The sequence below is a fragment of the Pseudomonas sp. GL-B-26 genome (genome assembly GCF_019947405.1).
Taxonomy (GTDB): Bacteria; Pseudomonadota; Gammaproteobacteria; order Pseudomonadales; family Pseudomonadaceae; genus Aquipseudomonas.
On sequence record NZ_JAGYGJ010000002.1, the window covers coordinates 179690 to 206189 of the forward strand.

Sequence of the window (26500 nt, forward strand, 5' to 3'; positions counted from 1 at the left end):
ACAGCGAAGGGCTTGTCTGCTAGGCAACTGAAAACCGCTCCGGAGCCCGCAGGAATGGGCCCGAGCAGCATTTTGTGACAGAAAAAATAACGCTTGGCGCGCGCCTGTTTGAGGTCCGAACACCCGGCCCGACGCCCGGGTGCAGCCGCCCGTACCGTTTCGGGTGATGTCGCGGCCTGTTTAGGCTAGAATGCACGGCCTCAAAGCACACCCCTTCCCGAGGCTGTCCCGAAGATGTTGATCCTGCGCGGCGCTCCTGCCCTTTCTGCCTTTCGCCACAGCAAACTCCTTGAGCAACTGAGCCAGAAGGTCCCGGCTGTCAGCGGCTTGTATGCTGAATTCGCTCACTTCGCCGAAGTTACCGGCGTCCTGACCGGCGACGAACAGCAGGTGCTCGCGCGCCTTCTGAAGTACGGCCCAAGTGTTCCGGTACAAGAGCCGACCGGTCGTCTGTTCCTGGTGTTGCCGCGGTTCGGCACCATCTCGCCATGGTCCAGTAAAGCCAGCGACATCGCTCGCAACTGCGGCCTGACGAAAATCCAGCGTCTTGAACGCGGCATCGCCTTCTACGTTGCCGGCCAGTTCAGCGACGCCGAAGCACAGTTGATTTCCGACACCTTGCACGACCGCATGACGCAGATCGTTCTGGCCAACCTTGAACAAGCCGCCGGCCTGTTCAGCCACGCCGAGCCGAAACCGCTGACCGCGATCGACGTGCTGGGTGGCGGCCGCGCCGCGCTGGAAAAAGCCAACACCGAGCTGGGCCTGGCCCTGGCCGAAGACGAAATCGACTACCTGGTCAACGCCTTCGTCGGCCTGAAGCGCAACCCGCACGACATCGAACTGATGATGTTCGCCCAGGCGAACTCCGAGCACTGCCGTCACAAGATCTTCAACGCCAGTTGGGACATCGACGGTCAGAGCCAGGAAAAAAGCCTGTTCGGCATGATCAAGAACACCTACGTGATGCACAGCGAAGGCGTTCTGTCGGCTTATAAGGACAACGCTTCGGTGATCGTCGGCAACGTCGCCGGTCGTTTCTTCCCGGACCCTGAAACCCGCCAATACGGTGCGGTGCAGGAACCGGTGCACATCCTGATGAAAGTCGAAACGCACAACCACCCGACCGCGATTGCCCCGTTCCCGGGTGCATCCACGGGTTCCGGTGGCGAGATTCGCGACGAAGGCGCCACCGGTCGCGGCGCCAAGCCAAAGGCTGGCCTGACCGGTTTCACCGTGTCCAACCTGCAAATCCCGGGCTTCGAACAGCCGTGGGAAGTGCCGTATGGCAAGCCTGAGCGCATCGTCACTGCGCTGGACATCATGATCGAAGGCCCACTGGGTGGCGCTGCGTTCAACAACGAATTCGGTCGTCCGGCCCTGACCGGTTACTTCCGTACCTTCGAACAGTCGATCACCACCCCGCGTGGCGAAGAAGTTCGCGGTTACCACAAGCCAATCATGCTGGCCGGCGGTATGGGTAACATCCGTGCCGAACACGTACAAAAAGCTGAAATCACCGTTGGCTCCAAGCTGATCGTACTCGGTGGCCCGGCAATGCTGATCGGTCTGGGCGGCGGCGCGGCTTCCTCCATGGCCACCGGCACCAGCTCGGCAGACCTGGACTTCGCTTCCGTACAGCGCGAAAACCCGGAAATGGAGCGTCGCTGCCAGGAAGTCATCGACCGTTGCTGGCAGTTGGGTGATAAAAACCCGATCAGCTTCATCCACGACGTCGGCGCGGGCGGTCTGTCCAACGCCTTCCCGGAACTGGTCAACGATGGCAACCGTGGCGGTCGCTTCGAACTGCGCAACATTCCAAACGACGAGCCGGGCATGGCCCCGCACGAAATCTGGAGTAACGAATCCCAGGAACGCTACGTTCTGGCGGTCGGCCCGGCTGACTTCGAACGCTTCCAGGCGATCTGCGAGCGCGAGCGTTGCCCGTTTGCCGTCGTCGGCGAAGCCACTGCCGAGCCGCAACTGACGGTCACCGACAGTCACTTCGGCAACAGCCCGGTGGACATGCCACTGGAAGTGCTGCTGGGTAAAGCCCCGCGCATGCACCGTTCGGCCGTTCGCGAAAACGAAATGGGCGACGATTTCGATCCGTCGACCCTGGAGATCGCAGACTGCGTCGAGCGCGTTCTGCATCACCCGGCCGTTGCGAGCAAAAGCTTCCTGATCACCATCGGCGACCGCACCATCACCGGCCTCGTGGCCCGTGATCAGATGGTCGGCCCGTGGCAGGTTCCGGTAGCCGACGTTGCCGTCACCGCCACCAGCTTCGACGTTTACACCGGTGAAGCCATGGCCATGGGCGAGCGTACTCCGCTGGCTCTGCTGGACGCTCCGGCGTCGGGCCGCATGGCCATCGGCGAAACCCTGACCAACATCGCGGCTTCGCGCATCAACAAGATCTCCGACATCAAACTGTCGGCCAACTGGATGTCCGCTGCCGGTCACCCAGGCGAAGACGCGCGTCTGTACGACACCGTGAAAGCAGTCGGCATGGAACTGTGCCCTGATCTGGGTATTACCATTCCGGTGGGCAAGGACTCCATGTCCATGGCCACGCGCTGGAACGACGAAGGCGTCGACAAGACCGTGACCTCGCCGATGTCCCTGATCGTGACCGGTTTCGCGCCTGTGGCTGACATCCGTCAGACCCTGACGCCGGAACTGCGTATGGACAAGGGCACCACCGACCTGATCCTGATCGATCTGGGCCGTGGCCAGAACCGCATGGGCGCCTCGATCCTCGCCCAGGTTCACGGCAAACTCGGCTCGCAAGCACCGGATGTCGACGACGCCGAAGACCTCAAAGCCTTCTTCGCCGTGATCCAGGGCCTCAACGCCGACGGTCACCTGCTGGCTTACCACGACCGTTCCGACGGTGGTCTGCTGACCAGCACCGTGGAAATGGCCTTCGCCGGTCATTGCGGTCTGAGCCTGAACCTCGACGGTCTGGCAGAAACCTCTGCCGACATCGCTGCAATCCTGTTCAACGAAGAACTGGGCGCCGTGATCCAGGTTCGCCAGGACGCTACTCCAGACATCCTCGCGCAGTTCAGCGCTGCCGGTTTGGGTGACTGCGTGTCGGTGATCGGTCAGCCGATGAACAACGGCCAGATCAGCATTACCTTCAACGGCGAAACCGTGTTCGAAGGTCAGCGTCGTCTGCTGCAACGTCAGTGGGCTGAAACCAGCTACCAGATCCAGCGTCTGCGTGATAACGCCGACTGCGCCGAACAAGAGTTCGACGTGCTGCTGGAAGAAGACAACCCGGGCCTGAGCGTCAAGCTGAGCTACGACGTCAACCAGGACGTCGCAGCGCCTTATATCAAGAAAGGCATCCGCCCACAGGTTGCCGTGCTGCGTGAGCAGGGCGTCAACGGTCAGGTGGAAATGGCGGCCGCGTTCGACCGCGCCGGTTTCAACGCGATCGACGTGCACATGAGCGACATTCTGGCCGGCCGTGTCGACCTGAACGAGTTCAAAGGTCTGGTCGCTTGCGGCGGTTTCTCCTACGGCGACGTACTGGGTGCCGGCGAAGGCTGGGCCAAGTCCGCGCTGTTCAACAGCCGTGCTCGCGATGCGTTCCAGGGTTTCTTCGAACGTAACGACAGCTTCACCCTCGGCGTGTGCAACGGTTGCCAGATGATGTCCAACCTGCACGAGCTGATCCCGGGCAGCGAGTTCTGGCCGCACTTCGTGCGCAACCGTTCCGAGCAGTTCGAAGCCCGTGTGGCGATGGTTCAGGTTCAGGAATCGAACTCGATCTTCCTGCAAGGCATGGCCGGTTCGCGTATGCCGATCGCTATTGCTCACGGTGAAGGTCATGCCGAGTTCGCCAGCGAAGAAGCGTTGCTGGAAGCTGATCTGTCGGGTTGTGTGGCGATGCGTTTTGTCGACAACCACGGCAAGGTCACCGAAAGCTACCCGGCCAACCCGAACGGCTCGCCGCGCGGGATCACCGGTTTGACCAGCCGCGACGGTCGCGTAACGATCATGATGCCGCACCCGGAGCGTGTGTTCCGCGCGGTGCAGAACTCGTGGCGTTCGGAAGACTGGAACGAAGACGCACCTTGGATGCGTATGTTCCGTAACGCGCGGGTTTGGGTTAACTAAGAGCGGGTTAACTGAAGGCTATGTACAAGCTTTCCTTTTTTGTTCCGGCCAGTCATGTGGAACAGGTCAAAAGTGCCGTATTCGCCGCCGGTGGCGGACGGATCGGCACGTACGACCATTGCGCCTGGCAAGTGCTCGGCCTTGGCCAGTTTCGCCCGTTGGATGGCAGTCAGCCATTCATTGGGGAAGCGGGGCAGGTCGAGCAGGTTGAGGAATGGAAGGTTGAGTTTGTCGTGGCGGATGAGTTGATTCGTTCTGTGGTGGTGGCTTTGAAGCAGAGCCATCCCTATGAGACGCCGGCTTATGAGGTGTGGCGGTTGGAAGATTTCTAGTCTTCCGGGCCGCTGAAATGAAAAACCCGCTGAATTTGCGTTCAGCGGGTTTTTTGTTGCCTGAACAATCAATGAATGCACACACCCCTACAGAGGGCGTGGGTTAAACCTTGGCACTCACCTCGCTGCGATTCACCAACGCATCCAGCGCATCATTCAAACTCGATGCCTTGTCGCCAATCAGCAGATGCCAAATCCCACCGTCCAACTGACTGACACCCTGGCAACCCAGCGCCTTCAAATCACATTCCGACAACGCCTTGCCATCCGCCAGTTGCAACCGGATCCGGGTCATGGCGATGCAATCCATCTGCAATACGTTCTCACCGCCACCCAATGCCTTCAGCCATTGCTGTGCTTCTGAATTCGCCACCGGAGCAGGTTTCGGCGTATCGATCACCGCAGCGGGGGAGGAAATGATCGCGCGCCCCAAAGCAGGCATCGCCAAGCGAATCTCATCGGCAATGCTGTCTGCCATCGGCCCGACCACGACCTGCAAACTCCCACCCTTGCCCGGACGCACAACCGCCATCGCCCCCAGTGCTTTCAACTCCGCATCGTTCGCCTTGTTGCGATCCACCATGTCCAACCGCAACCGAGTGGTGCACGCACCCACCGTGATCAAATTCTGCGCACCACCCAGCGCCTTGATGTAAGCACCGGCCCGTTCGTTGTCGGTCACGACGACTTTGTCGCCCGCAGGAATGTCTTCACGCCCCGGCGTCTTGAGGTTGAAGCGGCGAATGCAGAAATCAAACACCACGTAGTAGATCACCGCATATGCCAGCCCCACTGGCACCACGAGCCAGCCATTGGTGGATTTACCCCAGCCGAGGATCATGTCGATAAAGCCACCGGAGAAGGTAAATCCGAGGTGGATGTTCAACAGGTTGGTGACGGCCATCGACAAACCCGTCAGCAGTGCGTGCAGTAAAAAGAGCAGCGGTGCGAGGAACATGAAGGCGAATTCGACGGGTTCGGTGACGCCGGTGAGGAACGAGGTGAGCGCCATCGACAGGAAGATCCCGCCCATGACTTTTCGGCGTTCCGGCAGGGCATTGCGGTACATCGCCAGGCACGCGGCGGGCAGGCCGAAGAGCATCATCGGGAACATGCCGGTGGTGAATTGGCCGCCCTTGGGGTCGCCGGCAAAGTAGCGCGAGATATCGCCGGTCACGAGGGCGCCCGTGGTCGGGTCGGTGAAGTTGCCGAAGACGAACCACGCCATGTTGTTGATGATGTGGTGCAGACCGGTGACGATCAGTAGGCGGTTGAGCACGCCGAAAATGAAGGCCCCGATGCTGCCGCTTTCCAGCATCAACACACCGAAGCTGTTGATGCCGTGTTGGATCGGCGGCCAGATCAAGCCAAAGATCACGCCCAGGCCGACGGCGGCGAACCCGGTGACAATCGGCACGAAGCGCCGGCCGCCAAAGAACGCCAGGTACTCCGGGAGCTTGATGTCCTTGAAACGGTTGTACAGCGCGCCCGCCATCAAGCCGCTGACGATCCCGGCGAGCATGCCCATGTTGATGCTCGCGTCGAGCACCTTGAGGGTGGAGATCATCACCAGGTAGCCAATGACGCCGGCGAGGCCTGCGGTGCCGTTGTTGTCCTTGGCGAAACCGACGGCGATGCCGATGGCGAAGATCATTGCCAGGTTGGCGAAGATGACTTGGCCGGCGTCGTGAATGATCGCGATGTTCAGCAGGTCGGTGTCGCCCAGGCGCAGCAACAGGCCGGCGATCGGCAGGATCGCGATCGGCAGCATCAGCGCGCGGCCGAGGCGTTGCAGGCCTTCGATGAAGTATTGGTACATGGCGGAACTCCCTGGATTTTTGTTTTTTTGTTGTTGTGAGCTCAGTTCAGAGGCCATTGCTGGTGACAGGCGTGACGCACTGCAGCGGCGCTGCTCAACTTGAGCAGGTCCTGGCTGAGGCGTCGGCATTCGCTCGCGTCCAGGTGACGGACGCGGTCCTTGATTTCACCGATCTGCACCGGGCTGACCGACAACTCGCTGACGCCCAGGCCAATCAGTACCGGCGTGGCCAGCGGATCGGAGGCGAGCGCGCCGCAGACACCGACCCAACGGTTGTGCACCGCAGCGCCGGCGCAGGTCTGAGCGATCAACCGCAGCAGCGCCGGGTGCATGGCGTCGACCCGCGAAGCGAGACCGGCGTGGTCGCGGTCCATGGCCAGGGTGTATTGCGATAAGTCATTGGTGCCGATGGACAGGAAGTCCGCATGCTCTGCAAGCTGCTCGGCCAGCAGGGCGGCGGCGGGGACTTCGATCATCACGCCCAGCTCCGGGCGCTCAGGCACACCGAGTTCAGTGCACAACGCGTCGAGACGCTGGCGGATGTGCAGCAACTCATCGACCTCGGTCACCATCGGCAACAGGATCCGGCAACGCGACAGCGGGCTGACATGCAGCAAGGCGCGCAGTTGCTGATCCAGCAATTCCGGACGGACCTGAGCCAGGCGAATACCGCGCAGGCCGAGCACCGGATTGGCCTCAGCCGGCAGCGGCAGATAGTCGAGTTGTTTGTCGCCGCCGACGTCGATGGTGCGGATGATCACCGACTTGTCGCCCATGGCGTCGAGCACGGCTTGATAGGCGGCGCGCTGTTCCTCCTCGTCCGGCGCGGTGTTGCGGTCGACGAAGAGAAACTCGGTACGCAGCAAGCCGACGCCGTCTGCACCATTGCCCAACGCCTCGGCCGCTTCAGCGCTGGAGGCCACATTGGCGGCGACTTCAATCTGCAAACCGTCGAGCGTCAGCGCCGGTGTGTGAGCCTGAGCCTGTTGTTCGGCGCGACGCTGTTGATGATCGAGTTGTGCCTGATGCACTTCGGCCAAACGTTCGGCATTTGGCATCAGTTCGAGGCGACCACCATCGGCATCCAGCACGACCGCTTGGCCTTGCTGCTGATCCAGCAGCGTAGAACCTAGCGCGACCATGCACGGTAAACCTTTGCCGCGAGCGAGAATGGCGACGTGAGACGTTGCGCCACCCTCGGCCATGCACAACCCGGCAACACCTTGCTGACTGAGTTGCAGCAGATCGGATGGCGTCAGTTCATGCGCGGCGACGATGGCGCCGGCCGGCACGTCGTAGTGCCAGGCTTCGCCGAGCAGGGCGCGTAGCACGCGTTGTTTGAGGTCGCGCAGATCGTTGGCGCGTTCTGCCAACAACGGGCTGCCGAGTTGCTGGAGCACCTCGCACTGCACGTCGATCGATTGGCTCCAGGCGTGGGTCGCGGCCATGCCCTGGTCGATGGAGGTGTTCGCTGCGTTCAGCAGCGCCGGGTCTTCGAGCAGGGCGAGGTGCGCGGCGAAGATCGCTTCTTCGTCGGTGTTTTTATGTTTCCTGGCTTGGGCCAGCGTGTGGTCGATTTCGCTGCGCACAACGGTCAGCGCGGTGTCGAGGGTTTGCAGTTGTTGCTCGGGATCATGGTTGCCGGCGTCCACCGGCAGGCTGATTGCGCTCAAGCGGAACAACGGCCCGCCAACCAAACCGGGCGCGGCACAAACACCGTGCAGCACGCCCGCTTCTGCAGCTCGAGTGCGTCGGGCAATCGGTGTCGGCGCGGCGGCGTGGCTGTCTTCGGCCAGCGCTGTGGATAACGCGATCAGCAACGCCTGCAACGCTGCTTCGGCGTCCGGGCCCTGGCAGCTGACCTGAACTTCGTCCTGCTCGCCGATGGCCAAGCCCATCAACCCGATCAAGCTGTCGCAGGTCGCCGATTTGCCAGCGAAATGCAGCTGCGATTTGCTCTTGAAACCTTGCGCCGTCTGACGAATCAGTGCTGCCGGACGAGCATGCAGCCCGCCACGATGGGCGATGCGAATGTGGCCGACAATTTCTTCCCCGGAGAGCTCCGCTTCAGCCTGCGCTCCAGGTGCGTGCCGACGAATGATGTGCAGCAATGGCTCGCCAACTTTTACCGACTTCAGCGTGATCGGTCGCGCCTGAAAGTCCTGGCTGTTGGTCAGGATCATCAGGCTGACCAGGCTTTTGCACTGCTGCGCGACCTTGTCCAGGTCATAGCGCAACAACGGTTGGCCGTTGCTGACCCGCGCCCCTTCCTTGACCAGCATCGAGAAGCCTTCGCCCTGCAACTCGACCGTGTCGAGGCCCAGGTGCAGCAGCAATTCGGCGCCGTTGTCGGCACGCAAGGTGACGGCGTGGCCGGTGCGCGCGACGTGCACCACGATGCCGGCGCATGGGGCGTGGAGGGTGTCGTTCAGCGGATCGATGGCGATCCCGTCGCCCATGGCGCCGCTGGCGAACACCGGGTCCGGGACTTTGGCGAGCGTGAGCACCGGGCCGCTGAGCGGGGCGCTGAGGGTCAGCTCTTTATTATTGTTGTGCATGGCTCGGTCTCATCAGTAAAAACTACGGTTCGGATCAACCCGCCCTGTAGCAGCTGTCGAGTGAAACGAGGCTGCGATCTTTTCAACGCAGGATCAAAAGATCGCAGCCTCGTTTCACTCGACAGCTGCTACAGGGTTCTCCACTCAGTGCGTGCGGGTCACTTTGCTCAAGTGCCGCGGCTGGTCCGGGTCCATGCCTCGGGCGACGGCCAAACCGGCGGCCATGACGTAGAAACTCTGGATTGCCAGAATCGGGTCGAGGGCCGGGTGCTCGGCGCGGGTCAGGGTGAGGTCGCGTTCGGCAACATCATCCGGTGCGGCCAGCAATACGCGGGCACCGCGTTGGCGCATGTCGGCGGCGAGGCTCAGCAAACCCGCCTGCTCGGCGCCGCGCGGGGCGAAGATCAGCAGTGGATAATTTTCATCGATCAACGCCATCGGGCCGTGACGGACCTCGGCGCTGCTGAAGGCTTCCGCCTGGATCGCCGAGGTTTCCTTGAATTTCAACGCGGCTTCCTGGGCGATGGCGAAACCCGCGCCACGGCCAATCACCATCAGGCGTTGGCAATCGCGCAAGGCATCGATGGCCAGGCTCCAGTCCTGTTTCGCCGCCTCGCGCAAACCTTCCGGCAGTGCGAGACCGGCCTCCAGTAATTGCGCATCCTCTTTCCAGTGGGCGATCAGACGGGCACTGGCGCTGAGGGTGGCGATAAAACTCTTGGTCGCGGCGACGCTGTTTTCGGTGCCGGCACACAGCGGCAGGCTGAACTCACACGCGGCCTCCAGCGGCGAACTCTCGGCGTTGACCATCGAGACGCTCAGGGCGCCACGCTTGCGCAGCAGACGCATGCTGTTCACCAGATCGGGACTTTGCCCGGACTGCGAGAAGGCGAACGCCACTTGGCCGCTGACCTTCAACGGCGCTTGCAGCATGGTCACCACCGACATCGGCAGCGACGCCACCGGGAAGCCCAATTGCTGCATGGTCAGGTAGGCGAAGTAACTGGCGGCATGATCGGAGCTGCCGCGAGCGACGGTCATCACCACTTGCGGTGGCTGACGGCGCAGGCGCCCGGCGATCTCGATCATCTGCGGGTCGAGTTGCTGCAATTGGGCTTGCACGGCCTCGAATGAGGACAGCGCCTCTTCAAGCATTTTTGAAGTCAATGTCTTCTCCTTCGACCATGACGGCGGTCAGTGTGAGTGAGCGATCGAGCCGCACGCAGTCGGCCCAGCTGCCGGGTTGCAGGCGCCCGCGTTCGTTGAGACCGAGGTAGTCGGCGGGGAATTGCGAAAGACGTTGCGAGGCCTCGGCGATCGGCAAACCGATCTTCACCAGATTGCGCAGGGCCTGATCCATGGTCAGCGTGCTGCCGGCCAGCGTGCCGTCGGACAAGCGCACACCGCCCAGACATTTGGTCACCGTGTGGCTGCCGAGTTTGTATTCACCGTCGGGCATACCAGCGGCGGCGGTGGAATCGGTGACGCAATACAGGCACGGGATCGAGCGCAGGGCCACACGGATGGCGCCGGGGTGCACGTGCAGCAAGTCGGGAATCAGTTCGGCGTATTTGGCGTGAGCCAGAGCTGCGCCGACGATGCCCGGCTCTCGGTGATGCAGCGGGCTCATGGCGTTGTAGAGGTGGGTGAAACTGCTGGCGCCGGCTTCAAGCGCGGCAACGCCTTCCTCGTAACTGCCGAGGGTGTGGCCGATTTGCATGCGCACGCCACGGGCGCTGAGGGCGCGGATCAAGGCATCGTGGCCGGCGATTTCCGGGGCGATGGTGATCACCCGGATCGGCGCCAGTGCCAGATATTCTTCGACTTCGGCCATCAACGCGGTGTGGGCGAAATTCGGTTGAGCACCGAGTTTGCCGGGGTTGATGTACGGGCCCTCGAGGTGCACGCCGAGGACTCGGGCGCTGCCTTTCGGGCGCTGCTCGCAGAACTCGCCGACGTCCTTGAGTACTCGCGAAATCTCTTCGTTCGGCGCAGTCATGGTGGTCGCCAGCAGCGACGTGGTGCCGAAACGCACGTGGGTTTTGGTGATGGTCTCGAAGGCTGGCGCACCTTCCATGATGTCTTTGCCGCCGCCACCGTGAACGTGCAGGTCGATGAAACCCGGCAGCAGGTAAGGCAGGTCGTTGTCGGCCGGATCGCACGGTTGGCCTTCGATCGACACGACCTTGCCGTGTTCGTGAATCAGCCGGCCGCGAACCCAGCCGCGGGCGGTGAGGATGTTGTCTTCGGACATGATCGGTTCTCGGTTCTTTAGCGGCGAAGCAGGTTATCGACGAAGCTCTGCGACAAAGTCGTAGTAGTCGTTGCGGCAATAGGTGTCGGTGACTTCGATCGGCGTGTTGTCTTCCAGGTACCCGACCCGGGTCATCAGCAGCATGGCGGTGCCGGGGGCGATGCCCACCAGGGCGGCGAATTCGTCCGAGGCGTTGATCGCCTGAATGTGCTGCAGGGCACGGACGATCGGCTTGCCGATGCCGTCGAGGTATTCGTACAGGGAGTCGCCCACCGCTTGTGGCTTGGGAATGATCGAGGCGGGCAGGGTGCTCATCTCGATCGCCATCACCGTGTCGTCGGCTTTACGCAGGCGTTTGAGCCGCGCGACCTTGTCGTTCGGCGAGAGGCCCAGGCGGATCAGTTCTTCATGGGTTGGCGGAGTGATTTCACGCTCCAGCCATTGCGAGCCGGGGACGAAGCCCTTCAGCCGCAACATCTCGCTGAAACCCGAGAGGCGCGACAGCGGTTGTTCCAGGCGTGGAGTGATGAAGGTGCCGGAACCCTGGTTGCGGCGGATCAGGCCTTGCTCGAACAGAACTTCCAGCGCCTTGCGGGCGGTGACGCGGGAGATGCCCAGCATTTCGCTGAGGTTGCGCTCCGACGGCATGGCCTGTTCAGCTTTCCACTGGCCGGCATGGATCGCCGCTTCCAGATTGCGCGCCAGTTGCAAGTACAACGGCGTGGGCTGGGTGTCGTCAGGACGTAGGGCCTGGAGGTCATTCATGTAGGTTTGTTCCGATGCGGATATTGGAGTGTTGTCGCCCGGTGGTGGGGTGAAACCTAATACCACTTAAATACCATGTCAATGAGACCACTTTGCTGTTGGCGCGGGAAAGCCTGCCCTGATTGATGGGTAATAGGGTCGCTGGTTTGAAGTGGTATTAGAGATGGGGATTTTGAAAGTAAAGATCGCAGCCTGCGGCAGCTCCTACCGATGGGAGTGGTATCTACCCGGTAGGAGCTGCCGAAGGCTGCGATCTTTTGAATTTATTTTTTGATGAGCGACCAAAGGTAGCGCTCGGAAGAGAGAGATCAGAAGCTACTCGGTGTTTTTGTGGCGAGGGCGCTTGCTCCCGCTGGGTCGCGAAGCGGCCCCAAAAATGATCTGACACCGCATTCGCTGATTTCAGGGCTGCTTCGCAGCCCAGCGGGAGCAAGCTCCCTCGCCACAGGATTACGGGCGGATTTCGATCATCGTGCCGTCCGGCACCAAACCCCAAACCTCGCGCATGTCCATGTTGCGCATGGCAATGCAACCGTCGGTCCAGTCCAGCGTATGGAACAGGTCTTCGGGGTTTTCTTCGGTGTCCGGGGTGCCGTGGATCATGATCATGCTGCCGGGTTCGACGCCTTCACGTCGGGAGCGCGCAGAGTCACTGATGTTCGGGTAGGAGATGTGCATCGCCAGATTGAATTTATCGCTGACCTTGCGCCAGTCCAGCCAATAGAAACCTTCAGGCGTGCGTTTGTCGCCTTCCATGAGTTTCGGGCCGATGGGGCGTTTGCCCAAGGAGATTCGATAGGTCTTGAACGGCTTGCCGTCATTGATCAATTGCAATTGGTGGGCGGACTTGAGCACCAGAACTTTTTCGATGACTTTGCCGTCCAGCGTTTCCGCAACGGAAGCCTGGGAGACAGCGACGAACGACAAGCAAAACAGGGCAAGCAACCAGCGCATTGAAACGATATCCCTAAGAGGTGTCGCGACTATTAAGTTATAGGTGATTTTAGAGCCAGGAGCTTTATGTGTTGGCAGGCTGCGCAAGCGGCGGGATCGACTCGGACCGCACGGGGTAGACCTCGGTCCGCCGGTCAGCAAAGAAGCATTCTAAGGTACGGCCCACTGTGCGGAAAGCCAACTCGGACCACGGGATGTCGGCTTCGTCGAAAAGCGCCACTTCAAGGCTCTCGGGACCGGCGCAAAAGTCCAGGTCCGCCAGCTCGGCGCGGAAGAACACATGCACCTGGCTGATGTGCGGCACGTCGATCAACGTATAGATGCTCAGGTTACGCACCCGCGCGCAGGCTTCTTCGGCCGTCTCGCGAATGGCCGCCTGCTCGATGGTTTCACCGTTTTCCATGAAGCCGGCGGGCAGGGTCCAATAACCGAGCCGAGGCTCGATGGCGCGTCGGCACAACAAGACCCTGGAGCCCCAGGTCGCCACGCAACCGGCGACGATATTGGGGTTCTGGTAGTGAATCGCGTGACAGCTGTCACAGACAAAACGCAGGCGCGAATCGCCCTCTGGAATACGCTGGGTCACCGGGTTGCCGCACTGACTGCAAAATTTCATGCTTGGGTTCCTGAATGCTGCGCCTATCTTGGCGTGCGGCGGTGTCTGTCGGCAAGTTGTCGTTTAGCGACATGCAGTGGTTATGGGGTTGGGCGGTCGGTTCGATTGGTGCATGATGCGAGATAGAGAACAAATCGAGAAGACTCATGCTGGACGAGCTACTGCATCGAGTAAGCAACCACACCCCTCGCACACTGGAAACCGACAAGCGTTTCCCTGAAGCCGCGGTACTGGTGCCCATCACTCGCAGTGACGAACCGGAACTGGTTCTGACCCTGCGCGCCAGCGGGCTCTCGACCCATGGCGGCGAAGTCGCCTTTCCCGGCGGGCGACGCGACCCGGAAGACCCTGATCTTATTTTCACCGCCCTGCGCGAAGCCGAAGAAGAAATCGGCCTGCCGCCCGGGCTGGTCGAAGTGATCGGCCCGCTGAGCCCATTGATCTCCCTGCACGGCATCAAGGTCACACCCTATGTCGGTGTGATTCCGGACTTTGTCGAGTACCGGGCCAACGATGCCGAGATTGCCGCAGTCTTCAGCGTACCGCTGGAGTTCTTCCGCAAGGACCCACGCGAACACACCCATCGCATCGATTACCAGGGTCGCAGTTGGTACGTGCCGAGCTATCGTTATGGCGAGTACAAAATCTGGGGCCTGACGGCGATTATGATCGTCGAGTTGATCAACCTGCTCTATGACGCCAAAATCAGCCTGCACCAGCCACCCAAGACGTTTATCAACACCTGAAGCCATCGCCCGTATGGCGTGAACCCCGCTTTTTGCAAGTGAGCCAGCCTGGCCTTGAGGACAATAAGATGAAATATCGCCTGGGCGACGCCCGCGTCGAAACCCATCCGCAGAGCTGGGTCGCACCCAATGCCGTGCTGGTGGGTAAGGTCAAACTGGAGGAGGGCGCCAACGTCTGGTTCAACGCTGTGCTGCGTGGCGACAACGAACTGATCCTGATCGGCAAGAACAGCAACGTCCAGGACGGCACGGTGATGCACACCGACATGGGTTACCCGCTGACGATCGGCACCGGCGTGACTATCGGCCATAACGCCATGCTTCATGGCTGCACGGTGGGCGATTACAGCTTGATCGGGATTAATGCGGTGATCCTCAACGGCGCGAAAATCGGCAAGAACTGCATCATCGGCGCCAACTCACTGATCGGGGAGGGCAAGGAGATTCCAGACGGTTCGCTGGTCATGGGCTCCCCCGGCAAAGTGGTGCGCGAGCTGACCGAACCGCAGAAAAAAATGCTGGAGGCCAGCGCCCGTCACTATGTGCATAACTCGCAGCGCTATGCCCGCGATCTGGTTGAGCAGGAAGAATGAGCGCCACTGAACGGCCGGTGCTATCGCCCTGCGTGAACATTTGCGCGTTGGACGACGATGACATTTGCACCGGGTGTCAGCGCACGGTGGAAGAGATCACGCGCTGGAGCCGGATGGACAACGAAGAGCGCCGCAAGGTGTTGGGGTTGTGTCATGAGCGGGCCAAATCGAGTGGCATTCTCTGGATGCTAGGCAAAACACCAGACCTGTAGGTACCCTGTGCGCCAAATTGACAGGTATCCCGCCGCCCCATGCTCTTCCTGATCGCTTACATCAGCAGCGTCGTGCTGATCAACTATGCCTTTTCCACCGCTCCGCACCTGGACATCATCTGGTCGGCCTGGGGTGGTTTGGTGTTCGTTTTGCGCGACATGGTGCAAATCCGTTTCGGCCATGGCGCGATCGTGGCGATGCTGGCAGCGCTGGTGTTGTCCTACGTGACGTCCGATCCCTCCATCGCGCTGGCCAGCGCTACGGCGTTCGCGGTGTCCGAATGCATCGATTGGCTGGTGTTCAGCATCACCAAGCGTCCCTTGCACGACCGCTTGTGGATAAGTTCGGCCCTGAGCATTCCTCTCGATACCTTCATTTTCTTCGGCATGATCGATGCGTTCACTCCAGGCGTGATCCTCACCGCCATGGGCTCGAAGTTCGCCGGCGTGACGGCCGTATGGTTGCTCATGGCCTGGCGCATACGCAAACAGGCCGTCGTCAGCTGAAGCCAAACCCGCAGGTTCATGTAAAATGCCGCGCTTTCTCCCCATGGGGCGCGTGCCAGGCGCAGCGACCCTCGATGATCCGCTTCTTGAGGACCTGAGATGACCCGTATCGGAACTCCATTGTCGCCAACCGCGACCCGCGTATTGCTGTGTGGCTGTGGCGAGTTGGGCAAGGAAGTGGTGATCGAGCTGCAACGGCTGGGTGTTGAAGTGATTGCCGTGGACCGCTACGCCAATGCGCCTGCCATGCAGGTTGCCCATCGCAGCCATGTGATCAACATGCTCGACGGCGCTGCCCTGCGTGCGGTAATCGAAGCCGAAAAGCCGCATTTCATCGTGCCGGAAATCGAAGCCATTGCCACCGCGACCCTCGTGGAACTGGAAGCCGAAGGCTTCACCGTGATCCCGACTGCTCGCGCCGCGCAGTTGACCATGAACCGTGAAGGCATCCGTCGCCTGGCCGCTGAAGAGCTGGACCTGCCGACCTCGCCGTACCACTTCGCCGACTCCTTCGAGGATTACAGCAAGGCCGTTCAGGACCTGGGCTTCCCGTGCGTGGTCAAGCCCGTGATGAGTTCCTCGGGTAAAGGCCAGAGCCTGCTGCGTAGCATCGATGACGTGCAGAAAGCCTGGGATTACGCTCAAGAAGGCGGCCGTGCCGGTAAAGGCCGCGTGATCATCGAAGGCTTTATCGACTTCGACTACGAAATCACCCTGTTGACCGTGCGTCACGTTGGTGGCACTACGTTCTGCGCGCCAGTCGGCCACCGTCAGGAGAAGGGCGACTATCAGGAATCCTGGCAGCCACAAGCCATGAGCCCGATTGCCCTGGCCGAATCCGAGCGCGTTGCCAAAGCCGTCACTGAAGCCTTGGGTGGCCGAGGTCTGTTTGGTGTTGAGCTGTTCATCAAAGGCGATCAAGTCTGGTTCAGCGAAGTCTCGCCGCGTCCACATGACACCGGTCTGGTGACGTTGATTTCCCAGGACCTGTCGCAGTTCGCGCTGCACGCACGGGCGATTCTGGGCCTGCCGATTCCATTGATCCGTCAGTTCGGTCCATCGGCTTCGGCGGTGATTCTGGTGGAAGGGCAGTCGACTCAGACGGCTTTCGCCAATCTTGGTGCTGCGTTGAGCGAGCCGGATACGGCATTGCGTCTGTTCGGCAAGCCTGAGGTCAATGGTCAGCGTCGGATGGGTGTGGCGTTGGCGCGTGATGAGTCGATTGACGCTGCTCGCGCTAAAGCGACCCGCGCTTCCCAGGCTGTTGTTGTAGAGCTGTAACCGAGTCGCGCCATTCGCGAGCAAGCCCGCTCCCACATTGGAACGCATTCTTTCTGTTAGAACGCGATCCCCTGTGGGAGCGGGCTTGCTCGCGAAGTTTTTGCTTTTTCTTCAGGCCACCCGATTCAGATCGTTATCGCGCGTTTCCTTCAGGCACAGCACGGCAATCAAGCTCAGCACCGCCGCCCCCGACACATACCCGCCGACATAACTCAAGCCACCCATCGCCACCAGCTTCTGTGCGAAGAACGGCGCCGCCGAGGCTCCGACAATGCCGCCCAGGTTGTAGGCCGCCGACGCACCGGTATAACGCACGTGGGTTGGAAACAACTCCGGCAGCAGCGCGCCCATCGGCGCAAACGTTACGCCCATCAGAAACAGCTCGATGCACAGGAACAGCGCCACGCCCCAGGTCGAACCTTGGGTCAGCAGCGGCTCCATCAGGAAGCCGGACAGAATCGCCAGTACACCGCCGATGATCAGCACCGGTTTACGCCCGTAACGATCGCTGGCCCAAGCCGACAGCGGCGTAGCGGCGGCCATGAACAGCACGGCGAAGCACAGCAGCGCGAGGAAGGTTTCGCGGGTGTAGCCGAGCGTCGTTACGCCATAACTCAGCGAAAACACCGTCGAGATATAGAACAGCGCGTAGCACACCACCATCGCCCCGGCACCCAGCAACATCGGCGCCCAGTATTGGCTGAACAGCTCGACCAACGGGATCTTTACCCGCTCCTGGCGAGCCATTGCGTTGGCAAACACCGGGGTTTCGTGAAGCTTGAGGCGCACGTACAGACCGACCATCACCAGCGCGGCACTGAGCAGGAACGGAATCCGCCAGCCCCACGAGCGGAACTGCTCGTCGTTCAGGGTCATTGCCAGCGTAAGAAACAGGCCGTTGGCCGCGAGGAAGCCGATCGAGGGGCCAAGCTGCGGGAACATGCCGAACCAGGCGCGTTTGCCCTTCGGCGCATTCTCCGTCGCCAGCAGCGCCGCGCCGCCCCATTCACCGCCGAGTCCCAGGCCTTGGCCGAAGCGCAGCACGCAGAGCAGGATCGGCGCCCAGGCCCCAATGCTGTCGTAACCCGGGAGCACGCCGATCAGTGTGGTGCACACGCCCATCAGCAGCAGCGAGGCAACCAGTGTCGATTTGCGCCCGATACGGTCACCGAAGTGGCCGAAAAGCGCCGATCCCAGCGGTCGAGCCAGGAAGGCGATGCCGAAGGTGAGAAACGCCGACAGCATCTGGGCCGTGCCGGAGGTTTGCGGAAAGAACACCGGACCGATCACCAGTGCAGCGGCAGTGGCATAGACGTAGAAGTCGTAGAACTCGATGGCGGTGCCGATGAAACTCGCGGTCGCCACGCGGGTGGCGGAGTTCGTCGGATGCGCAGGCGCGGTGTCGTTATAAGTCGTGCTGGTCGTCATGCGGTTATCCCTGACAGTCATGTGCCCCAGTGGAGCGAATTATTATGGTCGAACACCCAGGGATGTGGGAGTGAGGCGCGGCCGCTGTTCAAGGTAGGAACAGTCGTCGGTGTGGTGCGGATATTGCCGATGGTCTGGCCGGAACCTGCTGCGTGCGGGGTAAGCACGTGGTGCGGCGGGGCTTGGGTAAGCGGCTCGATTATAGGAAGGCAGCTATCGATCGAACAAGGGCATAGTTTTGAAAAAGATCGCAGCCTCGCTTCGCTCGACAGCTCCTACAAGTTGTCGAGCGAAGCGAGGCTGCGATCTTTTAACTGTCTAACGGATAGAAGCAATCGCAGGCGTCGAACTGGTATGCCAGATCAACACCCGAGTAACGCGATTCTCCTCGGTCTCCAGAATCTCCAGCCGATAACGCCCGATCTTCAGGCATACCGCACTGTCCGGAATCGTTTCCAGCGCCTCGGTCACCAACCCGTTGAGGGTTTTCGGACCGTCGCTCGGCAAGTGCCAGCCCAGGCTCTTGTTCAGTTCGCGAATCGACGCCGCCCCTTCGATCACCAGGCGGCCATCGGCCTGTGGATGGATGTGCGGGTTGTCCAGGCTGTGCTGGCTTTCGAACTCGCCGACGATTTCTTCGAGAATGTCTTCCAGAGTCACGACACCGAGCACTTCGCCATACTCGTCGACCACCATGCCCAGGCGTCGCTGTTGTTTGTGGAAATTCAACAGCTGCAGTTGCAGCGGGGTGCTTTCCGGCACGAAGTAGGGGTCGTGACAGGCTGCCAGCAGTGCCTCTCGGGTCAGGCTGGCGTCGGACAGCAGATGGCGGATCTGCCGGGTATTGAGTACCGCCTCGACCTGATTGATGTCGCTGTGGAAAACCGGCAAGCGCGTGCGTTTATTGGCGCGAAGCTGCTCGATGATTTCCTCGAGGGAGTCGTCCAGGTTGACCCCGTCGACGTCACTGCGTGGCACCAGAATGTCGTTGACCGTGATGTTGTCCAGCGCATGGATGCCTGACAGCGGGTGTGGGCGGCAGACGGCGTGTTCGTGATCGTCGTGCCGATCGTTCGGGGCCTCGTCTTCGCTCTGCTGCACCACGTTGACTTTGCGGGCGAACGGTCGCATCAGCAGCTGGCTTATGCCATTGAGCAACCAGGCGGCGGGATAGATGATTTTCAGTGGTGCGCCAAGCAAGGTGTTGCCCAGGGCCAGGACGGCGTCCGGATAACGGACGGCGAGGGTACGCGGCAGGTAGTCGGCGAACACCAGAAGCACGGCGCCAGCCCCCAGGCAGGCCACCCATGGACCGTTTTCCGCCCAAGTGAAAATCGCCAGCAAGGTGCTGATGACCACGACCAGTGCGCGGCACAGGGTGTTGCAAAAGATCAGGCTATTGAGCGAAAAGCTCAGCTTTGCCACCGGTTTGTCGCTCGAACGCGAAGCGGTTCGCTGGGCGAGCAAGTGCTGTTGCGCAGCTTCGATGGCGGTAAACAGCCCCGACCATAAAATCAGCAGGGCCACTACCGCGAGCATCGGCCCTATGGGCAAGTCGTCCATTAATGCCGCCCGTCAGATATGCAGGATGTATTCACGAACCAGCTTACTGCCGAAATACGCCAGCATCAGCAGGCAGAAACCGGCGAGGGTCCAGCGAATGGCCTTGTGTCCGCGCCAGCCGAGGCGATTACGGCCCCATAGCAGCACGCTGAAGACGATCCAGGCGATGCACGCCAGCAAGGTTTTGTGCACCAGGTGCTGGGCGAACAGGTTGTCGACGAACAGCCAGCCGGAGATCAGCGACAGCGACAGCAGGGTCCAGCCGGCCCAGAGGAAACCGAACAGCAGGCTTTCCATGGTTTGCAGCGGCGGGAAGTTCTTGATCAGGCCCGACGGGTGTTTGTGCTTGAGCTGATGGTCTTGAACCAGCAGCAGCAACGCCTGGAATACCGCGATGGTGAACATGCCATAGGCGAGGATCGACAGCAGGATGTGGGCGAGGATGCCCGGTTCTTCGTCGATGATCTGCACGGTGCCGGCGGGGGCGAACTGTGCGAGCAGCACGGTGGCGGCGCCGAGCGGGAACAGCAATACAAGCAGGTTTTCCACCGGGATCCGCGAGCAGGCCAGCAGGGTCAGGGCAATCACCGCCGCGGCAATCAGGCTGGCGGCGCTGAAAAAATCCAGGCCCAGGCCAATCGGTGTCAGCAGGTGGGTGAACAGACTGGCGCTATGAGCCAGCACGGCGAGCACGCCGAGCGTGACCAGCAGGCGTTTGTTCGCCTTGGCGCCGGTGGCCAGACGAGTGCCCTGATAGAGGGTCGCAGCGGCATATAAGCAGGCGGCGGCGAGGGTAGCTAGCAAACTGGGTGACAAGGGGAGCATAAATCCTGTTAGGCAAGCCCGAAAGGCGCTGAGTTTGGCATAGAACCCCCGCAGCACGAAAGACCATGCAACCTGACGACGAGGTGTCCGCCAGACGCAGTCTTCGCTATAATCCGCGACCTGCCCACGCCGCAGGCTCGCCGAGCACATGTTTATTCCGGTCTGGGCCGCCATTATCCCGGTCTACACAGGGCCTGAAAGGATCGCGCAATGTTTGAAAACTTAACCGACCGTCTCTCGCAGACGCTGCGCCATGTCACCGGCAAGGCCAAGCTGACCGAAGACAACATCAAAGACACCCTGCGCGAAGTGCGCATGGCGTTGCTCGAAGCCGACGTCGCCTTGCCGGTGGTGAAAGACTTCGTCAATTCGGTCAAGGAACGCGCCGTCGGCACCGAGGTGTCGCGCAGCCTGACGCCGGGCCAGGCCTTCGTGAAGATCGTCCAGGCCGAACTCGAAAGCCTGATGGGTGCGGCCAACGAAGACTTGAACCTGAGCGCCGTTCCTCCCGCCGTCGTGCTGATGGCCGGTTTGCAGGGTGCGGGTAAAACCACCACCGCCGGCAAACTCGCGCGCTTCCTTAAAGAGCGCAAGAAGAAGTCGGTCATGGTCGTGTCTGCGGACGTTTACCGTCCGGCAGCGATCAAGCAGCTGGAAATGCTCGCGGGTGAAGTCGGCGTTACCTTCTTCCCGTCCGACCTGAGCCAGAAGCCGGTCGACATCGCGCAAGCAGCTATTAAAGAAGCAAAACTGAAATTCATCGACGTGGTCATCGTCGATACCGCCGGTCGCCTGCACATCGATGAAGAGATGATGGGCGAGATCAAGGCTCTGCATGCCGCGATCAACCCAGTCGAAACGCTGTTCGTGGTTGACGCCATGACCGGTCAGGACGCTGCCAACACGGCCAAGGCCTTCGGCGACGCGCTGCCGCTGACCGGTGTGATCCTGACCAAGGTCGACGGCGATGCCCGTGGCGGTGCCGCGCTGTCGGTTCGCGCCATCACCGGCAAGCCGATCAAGTTCATCGGTATGGGCGAGAAGAGCGACGCGCTTGAACCGTTCCACCCGGAGCGTATTGCTTCGCGCATCCTTGGTATGGGCGACGTACTCAGCCTGATCGAGCAGGCCGAGCAGACCCTCGACAAGGACAAGGCCGACAAACTGGCCAAGAAGCTGAAGAAGGGCAAGGGCTTCGACCTCGAAGACTTCCGCGATCAGCTGCAACAGATGAAAAACATGGGCGGCCTCGGCGGCCTCATGGATAAACTGCCAAACATGCCCGGTATGAACCTGGCGCAGATGGGCAACGCCCAAGGCGCGGCAGAGAAACAATTCAAGCAGATGGAAGCCATCATCAATTCCATGACCCCGGCCGAGCGCCGCGACCCTGAGATGATCAGCGGTTCGCGCAAACGCCGGATCGCCATGGGTTCCGGCACTCAGGTGCAGGACATCGGCCGCTTGATCAAGCAGCACAAGCAGATGCAGAAGATGATGAAGAAGTTCTCCGCGAAAGGCGGAATGGCCAAAATGATGCGCGGCATGGGCGGTATGTTGCCCGGCGGCGGCATGCCGAGAATGTAAAGAATTCACGCAAGGGCTTGCCCTTGCACCTCTCACACGGAAGTGGGATCTCCAGCAAACCCGCGCTTGGCGGGAGCTGACTGGCCGTTTTCAACGACGGCTCTATAGCAAATCTTGATGGCGACTGAAAGGCCGCCGGAAAAAGTCATTTGCAAAAGTCCGGATATTCCTTAGAATATGCGGCCTTTCGGGCACCTATGCCCGCTGTGCCTTTAGATTTGCAGCACCGACTACAGGAACGATGTTCACATGCTAACAATCCGTCTTGCCCTTGGCGGCTCCAAAAAGCGCCCGTTTTACCACTTGACCGTAACCGACAGCCGCAACCCGCGCGACGGTTCGCACAAAGAACAGGTTGGTTTCTTCAACCCTGTTGCTCGTGGTCAAGAAGTCCGTCTGTCCGTGAACCAAGAGCGCGTAGCCTACTGGCTGAGCGTTGGTGCACAACCATCTGAGCGTGTTGCTCAGTTGTTGAAGGACGCGGCTAAGGCTGCGGCCTGAGCAATATGAACGCGACGCCAGCTGTTGCTGATGATTTGATCGTTATCGGCAAAATTTATTCGGTTCATGGCGTTCGCGGCGAAGTGAAGGTGTATTCCTTTACTGATCCGACTGAAAACCTGTTGCAGTACAAAACCTGGACGCTCAAGCGCGAAGGTAATGTGAAACAGGTTGAGCTGGTCAGCGGACGTGGGAACGACAAGTTCCTGGTCGCAAAGCTCAAGGGTCTTGATGATCGTGAAGAAGCGCGTCTTCTGGCCGGTTATGAGATCTGCGTGCCGCGCAACCTGTTCCCTGAATTGACCGACGGCGAGTACTACTGGTACCAGCTGGAAGGTCTGAAGGTCATTGATCAACTCGGGCAATTGCTTGGGAAAATCGATCATCTTCTGGAAACCGGCGCCAATGATGTAATGGTGGTCAAGCCTTGCGCTGGCAGCCTGGATGATCGCGAACGCCTGTTGCCCTATACGGAGCAATGCGTGTTGGCCGTCGACCTTGCCGCAGGCGAGATGAAGGTGGAATGGGATGCGGACTTCTAAGCGTGGCTAACTTGCGCGTAGAAGTGATCAGTTTGTTTCCCGAGATGTTCTCCGCCATCAGCGAGTACGGCATCACCAGTCGTGCGGTGAAACAGGGGCTCTTGCAGCTCACCTGTTGGAATCCGCGAGACTACACGACGGATCGACATCACACTGTGGACGATCGCCCATTTGGCGGTGGTCCGGGCATGGTGATGAAGATCAAGCCCCTGGAAGATGCGTTGGTTCAGGCCAAGGCAGCAGCCGGGGAGGCGGCGAAGGTAATTTACCTGTCCCCCCAAGGCCGTCAACTGACTCAGTCGGCGGTACGCGAGTTGGCGAATCTGGATGCATTGATCCTGATTGCCGGCCGCTATGAAGGCATTGACGAGCGTTTTATAGAGGCTCATGTCGATGAAGAGTGGTCGATTGGTGACTATGTACTGTCTGGCGGCGAGCTGCCGGCGATGGTCCTGATCGATGCGGTTACACGACTGCTGCCTGGAGCTTTAGGGCATGCGGACTCCGCCGAGGAAGATTCCTTTACGGATGGTTTGCTGGATTGCCCGCACTACACCCGACCGGAGGTGTATGCGGATCAGCGTGTTCCCGACGTGTTGCTAAGTGGCAATCACGCGCATATCCGGCGTTGGCGTTTACAGCAGTCCCTTGGTAGGACCTTTGAACGACGCGCCGATCTTCTGGAAAGCCGCTCGCTTTCTGGAGAAGAGAAGAAGCTGCTCGAGGAATACATCCGCGAGCGGGACGATAGTTAACAACGTATCGATGGTAGATCCGACGATTTACCTTAGGAGCACAGCATGACTAACAAAATCATCCTTGCACTCGAAGCAGAGCAGATGACCAAAGAGATCCCTACCTTTGCCCCGGGCGACACCATTGTCGTTCAGGTGAAAGTGAAGGAAGGCGACCGTTCGCGTCTGCAAGCGTTCGAAGGTGTTGTTATCGCCAAGCGTAACCGCGGCGTAAACAGTGCTTTCACCGTTCGTAAAATCTCCAACGGTGTTGGCGTAGAGCGTACTTTCCAGACCTACAGCCCGCAAATCGACAGCATGGCCGTTAAACGTCGCGGTGACGTACGTAAAGCCAAGCTGTACTACCTGCGTGACCTGTCCGGTAAAGCAGCTCGCATCAAGGAAAAACTGGCTTAAGTCCAGCTTCCGATGCAGAAAAAAGCAGCCTACGGGCTGCTTTTTTGTTGCCTGCGATTTATCTTCCCTGGCCGTACTGTCGGTCTTGCCTGAGCCTTTATGCCCGCCATCGATCATCCACTGATAGACCAATTCCTCGACGCTCTGTGGCTGGAGAAAGGTCTTTCCGATAACACCCGCGATGCCTATCGCAGCGACTTGGCCCTGTTCAACGGCTGGCTGCAGGAAAAAGGGCTGGAGTTGATCAATGCCGGCCGCGAATTGATCCTCGATCACTTGGCCTGGCGTCTGGAGCAAAACTACAAACCCCGCTCGACGGCGCGATTTCTCTCCGGCGTGCGTGGCTTCTATCGCTATTTGCTGCGGGAAAAGCTGATTGCCGTCGATCCGACCTTGCGTGTCGACATGCCGCAGCTGGGTAGGCCATTGCCTAAGTCCTTGTCGGAAGCGGATGTGGAGGCCTTGTTAAAAGCACCTGACCTGAGCGAAGCCATCGGCCAACGCGACCGCGCCATGCTCGAAGTGCTTTATGCCTGTGGCTTGCGTGTGACGGAGCTGATCAGCCTGACGCTGGAGCAGGTCAATCTGCGCCAAGGTGTGCTGCGAGTGATGGGCAAGGGCAGCAAGGAGCGGCTGGTGCCGATGGGCGAGGAGGCGATTGTCTGGGTCGAGCGTTACCTGCGCGATGGCCGCCAGGAGCTGCTCGGCGGGCGTCCCAGCGATGTCATGTTCCCCAGCCAGCGCGGCGAGCAGATGACTCGGCAGACCTTCTGGCATCGCATCAAGCACCAGGCCAAGGTTGCCGGGATCGGCAAGTCGCTCTCGCCGCACACCTTGCGCCATGCCTTCGCCACGCACTTGCTCAACCATGGCGCGGACTTGCGGGTGGTGCAAATGCTGCTCGGCCACAGCGATCTGTCGACCACGCAGATCTACACCCACGTCGCCCGCGCCCGTTTGCAGGACCTGCACGCCAAACACCACCCGCGCGGATAAGCGCAGCTCCAGGAATGAAAATGCTGACCTGTGGCGAGGGGGCTTGCCCCCGTTCGGCTGCGCAGCAGTCGTCAAGTCTCACACCCCGGTCTATCTGGCTGCTTGAGATCGTCAAAATGGGGCTGCTTCGCAACCCAACGGGGCGGTGCGGCGTTCCGACAAGCCCCCTCGCCACGAGGGCCTTATGTGGTAGGCTTTGCCAGTTTGCACGATGGGCGTTTATGACCCGGTGTTTCGGCACGGGCGTTCTGATCGTCCCATTTGTCCGCCTTCAGGAGTTCTCATGCGTCTGACCCAGACTTTCGCCGCCGCAGCCATTGCGTTGGTCAGCACCTTTGCCGTCGCCGATGACGCGGCCGACAAAGCCATTCGTAAAAGCCTGGAAAACCTCCAGCTCGACGTGCCGGTAGAAACCATCACTGCCAGCCCGTTGCCAGGTCTGTACGAAGTCAAACTCAAGGGCAGTCGCGTACTCTATGCCAGTGCCGACGGCCAGTACGTCGTTCAGGGTTACCTGTTCCAGCTCAAGGACGGCAAACCGGTCAACCTGACCGAAAAGACCGAACGCCTGGGCATTTCCAAACTGATCAACGAAATTCCAGTGGCTGAAACCGTGGTCTACCCGGCGATCGGCGAAACCAAATCGCACATCACCGTGTTTACCGATACCACCTGCCCGTACTGCCACAAGCTGCACGCCGAAGTGCCTGAGCTGAACAAGCGCGGCATCGAAGTGCGTTACGTCGCATTCCCGCGTCAGGGCCTTGGCTCGCCGGGTGATGAACAGCTGCAAGCGGTCTGGTGCTCGAAAGACAAGAAAGCCGCCATGGACAAGATGGTCGACGGCAAGGAAATCAAGGCCGCCAAGTGCGATAACCCGGTTTCCAAGCAGTTCTCCCTCGGTCAGTCGATCGGCGTGAACGGTACACCGGCCATCGTTTTGGCCGACGGCCAAGTCATTCCGGGCTACCAGCCTGCGCCACAAGTCGCCAAACTGGCACTGGGCGCGAAGTAAATTCGCATCGTCACGGTCAGCCATTGACGATCATGGTTCGGCGGCAGCATTCGCCGGGCCATTAATAGAGAACCGCGAGTATGCGGTTGTTTTCACGGCCGGCCTTGAGTCGGCCGTTTTATGG

24 protein-coding genes are annotated in these 26500 nt (G+C 60.4%); 14 read left to right on the plus strand and 10 right to left on the minus strand.

What is annotated here, in order from left to right; translation table 11 throughout:
* Nucleotides 1–234 precede the first annotated feature (234 nt).
* Together purL and KGB23_RS02230 are read left to right on the plus strand one after the other, a co-directional pair.
* Nucleotides 235–4131, plus strand: a complete 3897-nt coding sequence (gene purL / locus KGB23_RS02225) for a phosphoribosylformylglycinamidine synthase (RefSeq protein ID WP_223429705.1) — start codon at nucleotides 235–237, stop codon at nucleotides 4129–4131.
* A gap of 20 nt (nucleotides 4132–4151) precedes the next feature.
* Nucleotides 4152–4463, plus strand: a complete 312-nt coding sequence (locus KGB23_RS02230) for a YqfO family protein (protein WP_223429706.1) — start codon at nucleotides 4152–4154, stop codon at nucleotides 4461–4463.
* A 103-nt stretch (nucleotides 4464–4566) separates the two neighbouring features.
* On the opposite strand, the gene nagE is transcribed toward KGB23_RS02230, so the two are convergent.
* The 7 genes from nagE to KGB23_RS02265 all read right to left on the minus strand — a co-directional run bounded on the left by nagE (nucleotide 4567) and on the right by KGB23_RS02265 (nucleotide 13429).
* A complete protein-coding gene (nagE, locus tag KGB23_RS02235; protein WP_223429707.1) occupies nucleotides 4567–6282 on the minus strand; it encodes an N-acetylglucosamine-specific PTS transporter subunit IIBC in 1716 nt (571 codons plus the stop codon).
* Between the two features lie 41 nt (nucleotides 6283–6323).
* Nucleotides 6324–8840: a phosphoenolpyruvate--protein phosphotransferase gene (gene ptsP / locus KGB23_RS02240; RefSeq protein WP_223429708.1), complete on the minus strand. Its 2517-nt coding sequence runs from the start codon at nucleotides 8838–8840 to the stop codon at nucleotides 6324–6326.
* A 144-nt stretch (nucleotides 8841–8984) separates the two neighbouring features.
* Complete coding sequence (locus KGB23_RS02245) at nucleotides 8985–10007, minus strand: SIS domain-containing protein (protein ID WP_223429709.1); 1023 nt, start codon at nucleotides 10005–10007, stop codon at nucleotides 8985–8987.
* Complete coding sequence (nagA, locus tag KGB23_RS02250; protein WP_223429710.1) at nucleotides 9988–11094, minus strand: N-acetylglucosamine-6-phosphate deacetylase; 1107 nt, start codon at nucleotides 11092–11094, stop codon at nucleotides 9988–9990. Before nagA ends, KGB23_RS02245 begins: the two co-directional genes overlap by 20 nt.
* A 33-nt stretch (nucleotides 11095–11127) precedes the next feature.
* Nucleotides 11128–11859, minus strand: a complete 732-nt coding sequence (locus tag KGB23_RS02255; protein WP_008151596.1) for a GntR family transcriptional regulator — start codon at nucleotides 11857–11859, stop codon at nucleotides 11128–11130.
* A 450-nt stretch (nucleotides 11860–12309) separates the two neighbouring features.
* A complete protein-coding gene (locus KGB23_RS02260) occupies nucleotides 12310–12813 on the minus strand; it encodes a murein L,D-transpeptidase family protein (RefSeq protein ID WP_223429711.1) in 504 nt (167 codons plus the stop codon).
* Nucleotides 12814–12877: 64 nt separating this feature from the next.
* Nucleotides 12878–13429 carry an NUDIX hydrolase gene (locus tag KGB23_RS02265; protein ID WP_223429712.1) on the minus strand — a complete coding sequence of 184 codons (552 nt, stop codon included), beginning with the start codon at nucleotides 13427–13429 and terminating at the stop codon, nucleotides 12878–12880.
* 146 nt (nucleotides 13430–13575) lie between these two features.
* On the opposite strand from KGB23_RS02265, the gene KGB23_RS02270 reads away from it, so the two are divergent.
* The 5 genes from KGB23_RS02270 to purT all read left to right on the plus strand — a co-directional run bounded on the left by KGB23_RS02270 (nucleotide 13576) and on the right by purT (nucleotide 16768).
* Nucleotides 13576–14175, plus strand: a complete 600-nt coding sequence (locus KGB23_RS02270) for a CoA pyrophosphatase (RefSeq protein WP_056743377.1) — start codon at nucleotides 13576–13578, stop codon at nucleotides 14173–14175.
* A gap of 68 nt (nucleotides 14176–14243) precedes the next feature.
* Complete coding sequence (locus KGB23_RS02275; RefSeq protein ID WP_095132309.1) at nucleotides 14244–14768, plus strand: gamma carbonic anhydrase family protein; 525 nt, start codon at nucleotides 14244–14246, stop codon at nucleotides 14766–14768.
* Entirely contained in the window at nucleotides 14765–14980 is a 216-nt protein-coding gene (locus KGB23_RS02280) for a DUF1289 domain-containing protein (protein ID WP_223429713.1), read from the plus strand. The genes KGB23_RS02275 and KGB23_RS02280 overlap by 4 nt, the downstream gene beginning before the upstream one ends.
* A 39-nt stretch (nucleotides 14981–15019) precedes the next feature.
* Nucleotides 15020–15487: a VUT family protein gene (locus KGB23_RS02285; protein ID WP_223429714.1), complete on the plus strand. Its 468-nt coding sequence runs from the start codon at nucleotides 15020–15022 to the stop codon at nucleotides 15485–15487.
* A 99-nt stretch (nucleotides 15488–15586) separates the two neighbouring features.
* Nucleotides 15587–16768 carry a formate-dependent phosphoribosylglycinamide formyltransferase gene (purT, locus tag KGB23_RS02290; RefSeq protein WP_223429715.1) on the plus strand — a complete coding sequence of 394 codons (1182 nt, stop codon included), beginning with the start codon at nucleotides 15587–15589 and terminating at the stop codon, nucleotides 16766–16768.
* Nucleotides 16769–16879: 111 nt separating this feature from the next.
* On the opposite strand, the gene KGB23_RS02295 is transcribed toward purT, so the two are convergent.
* From KGB23_RS02295 to KGB23_RS02305, 3 genes are all read right to left on the minus strand, one after another.
* Entirely contained in the window at nucleotides 16880–18196 is a 1317-nt protein-coding gene (locus KGB23_RS02295) for an MFS transporter (RefSeq protein ID WP_223429716.1), read from the minus strand.
* Between the two features lie 318 nt (nucleotides 18197–18514).
* Nucleotides 18515–19759 carry a transporter associated domain-containing protein gene (locus KGB23_RS02300; protein WP_223429717.1) on the minus strand — a complete coding sequence of 415 codons (1245 nt, stop codon included), beginning with the start codon at nucleotides 19757–19759 and terminating at the stop codon, nucleotides 18515–18517.
* 12 nt (nucleotides 19760–19771) lie between these two features.
* Nucleotides 19772–20584 carry an inner membrane protein YpjD gene (locus KGB23_RS02305; RefSeq protein WP_150654766.1) on the minus strand — a complete coding sequence of 271 codons (813 nt, stop codon included), beginning with the start codon at nucleotides 20582–20584 and terminating at the stop codon, nucleotides 19772–19774.
* 210 nt (nucleotides 20585–20794) lie between these two features.
* Here KGB23_RS02305 and ffh point away from each other — a divergent pair, with 210 nt between their 5' ends.
* The 7 genes from ffh to KGB23_RS02340 all read left to right on the plus strand — a co-directional run bounded on the left by ffh (nucleotide 20795) and on the right by KGB23_RS02340 (nucleotide 26376).
* Nucleotides 20795–22171 carry a signal recognition particle protein gene (gene ffh / locus KGB23_RS02310; protein ID WP_033056394.1) on the plus strand — a complete coding sequence of 459 codons (1377 nt, stop codon included), beginning with the start codon at nucleotides 20795–20797 and terminating at the stop codon, nucleotides 22169–22171.
* Between the two features lie 249 nt (nucleotides 22172–22420).
* Nucleotides 22421–22672, plus strand: coding sequence for a 30S ribosomal protein S16 (gene rpsP / locus KGB23_RS02315; protein WP_007944872.1), 252 nt, complete (start codon nucleotides 22421–22423; stop codon nucleotides 22670–22672).
* 5 nt (nucleotides 22673–22677) lie between these two features.
* Nucleotides 22678–23214: a ribosome maturation factor RimM gene (gene rimM, locus KGB23_RS02320; RefSeq protein ID WP_008014731.1), complete on the plus strand. Its 537-nt coding sequence runs from the start codon at nucleotides 22678–22680 to the stop codon at nucleotides 23212–23214.
* Nucleotides 23196–23969 (plus strand): tRNA (guanosine(37)-N1)-methyltransferase TrmD, encoded by a 774-nt coding sequence (gene trmD / locus KGB23_RS02325; protein WP_154503229.1) that lies wholly within the window; start codon nucleotides 23196–23198, stop codon nucleotides 23967–23969. The genes rimM and trmD overlap by 19 nt, the downstream gene beginning before the upstream one ends.
* A 45-nt stretch (nucleotides 23970–24014) precedes the next feature.
* Complete coding sequence (rplS, locus tag KGB23_RS02330; protein ID WP_003175895.1) at nucleotides 24015–24365, plus strand: 50S ribosomal protein L19; 351 nt, start codon at nucleotides 24015–24017, stop codon at nucleotides 24363–24365.
* A gap of 99 nt (nucleotides 24366–24464) precedes the next feature.
* A complete protein-coding gene (xerD, locus tag KGB23_RS02335; protein WP_008151625.1) occupies nucleotides 24465–25361 on the plus strand; it encodes a site-specific tyrosine recombinase XerD in 897 nt (298 codons plus the stop codon).
* A 283-nt stretch (nucleotides 25362–25644) separates the two neighbouring features.
* The gene (locus KGB23_RS02340) at nucleotides 25645–26376 is read left to right on the plus strand and encodes a DsbC family protein (protein ID WP_223429718.1); all 732 of its coding nucleotides are present in this window, start codon (nucleotides 25645–25647) and stop codon (nucleotides 26374–26376) included.
* Nucleotides 26377–26500: the final 124 nt, after the last annotated feature.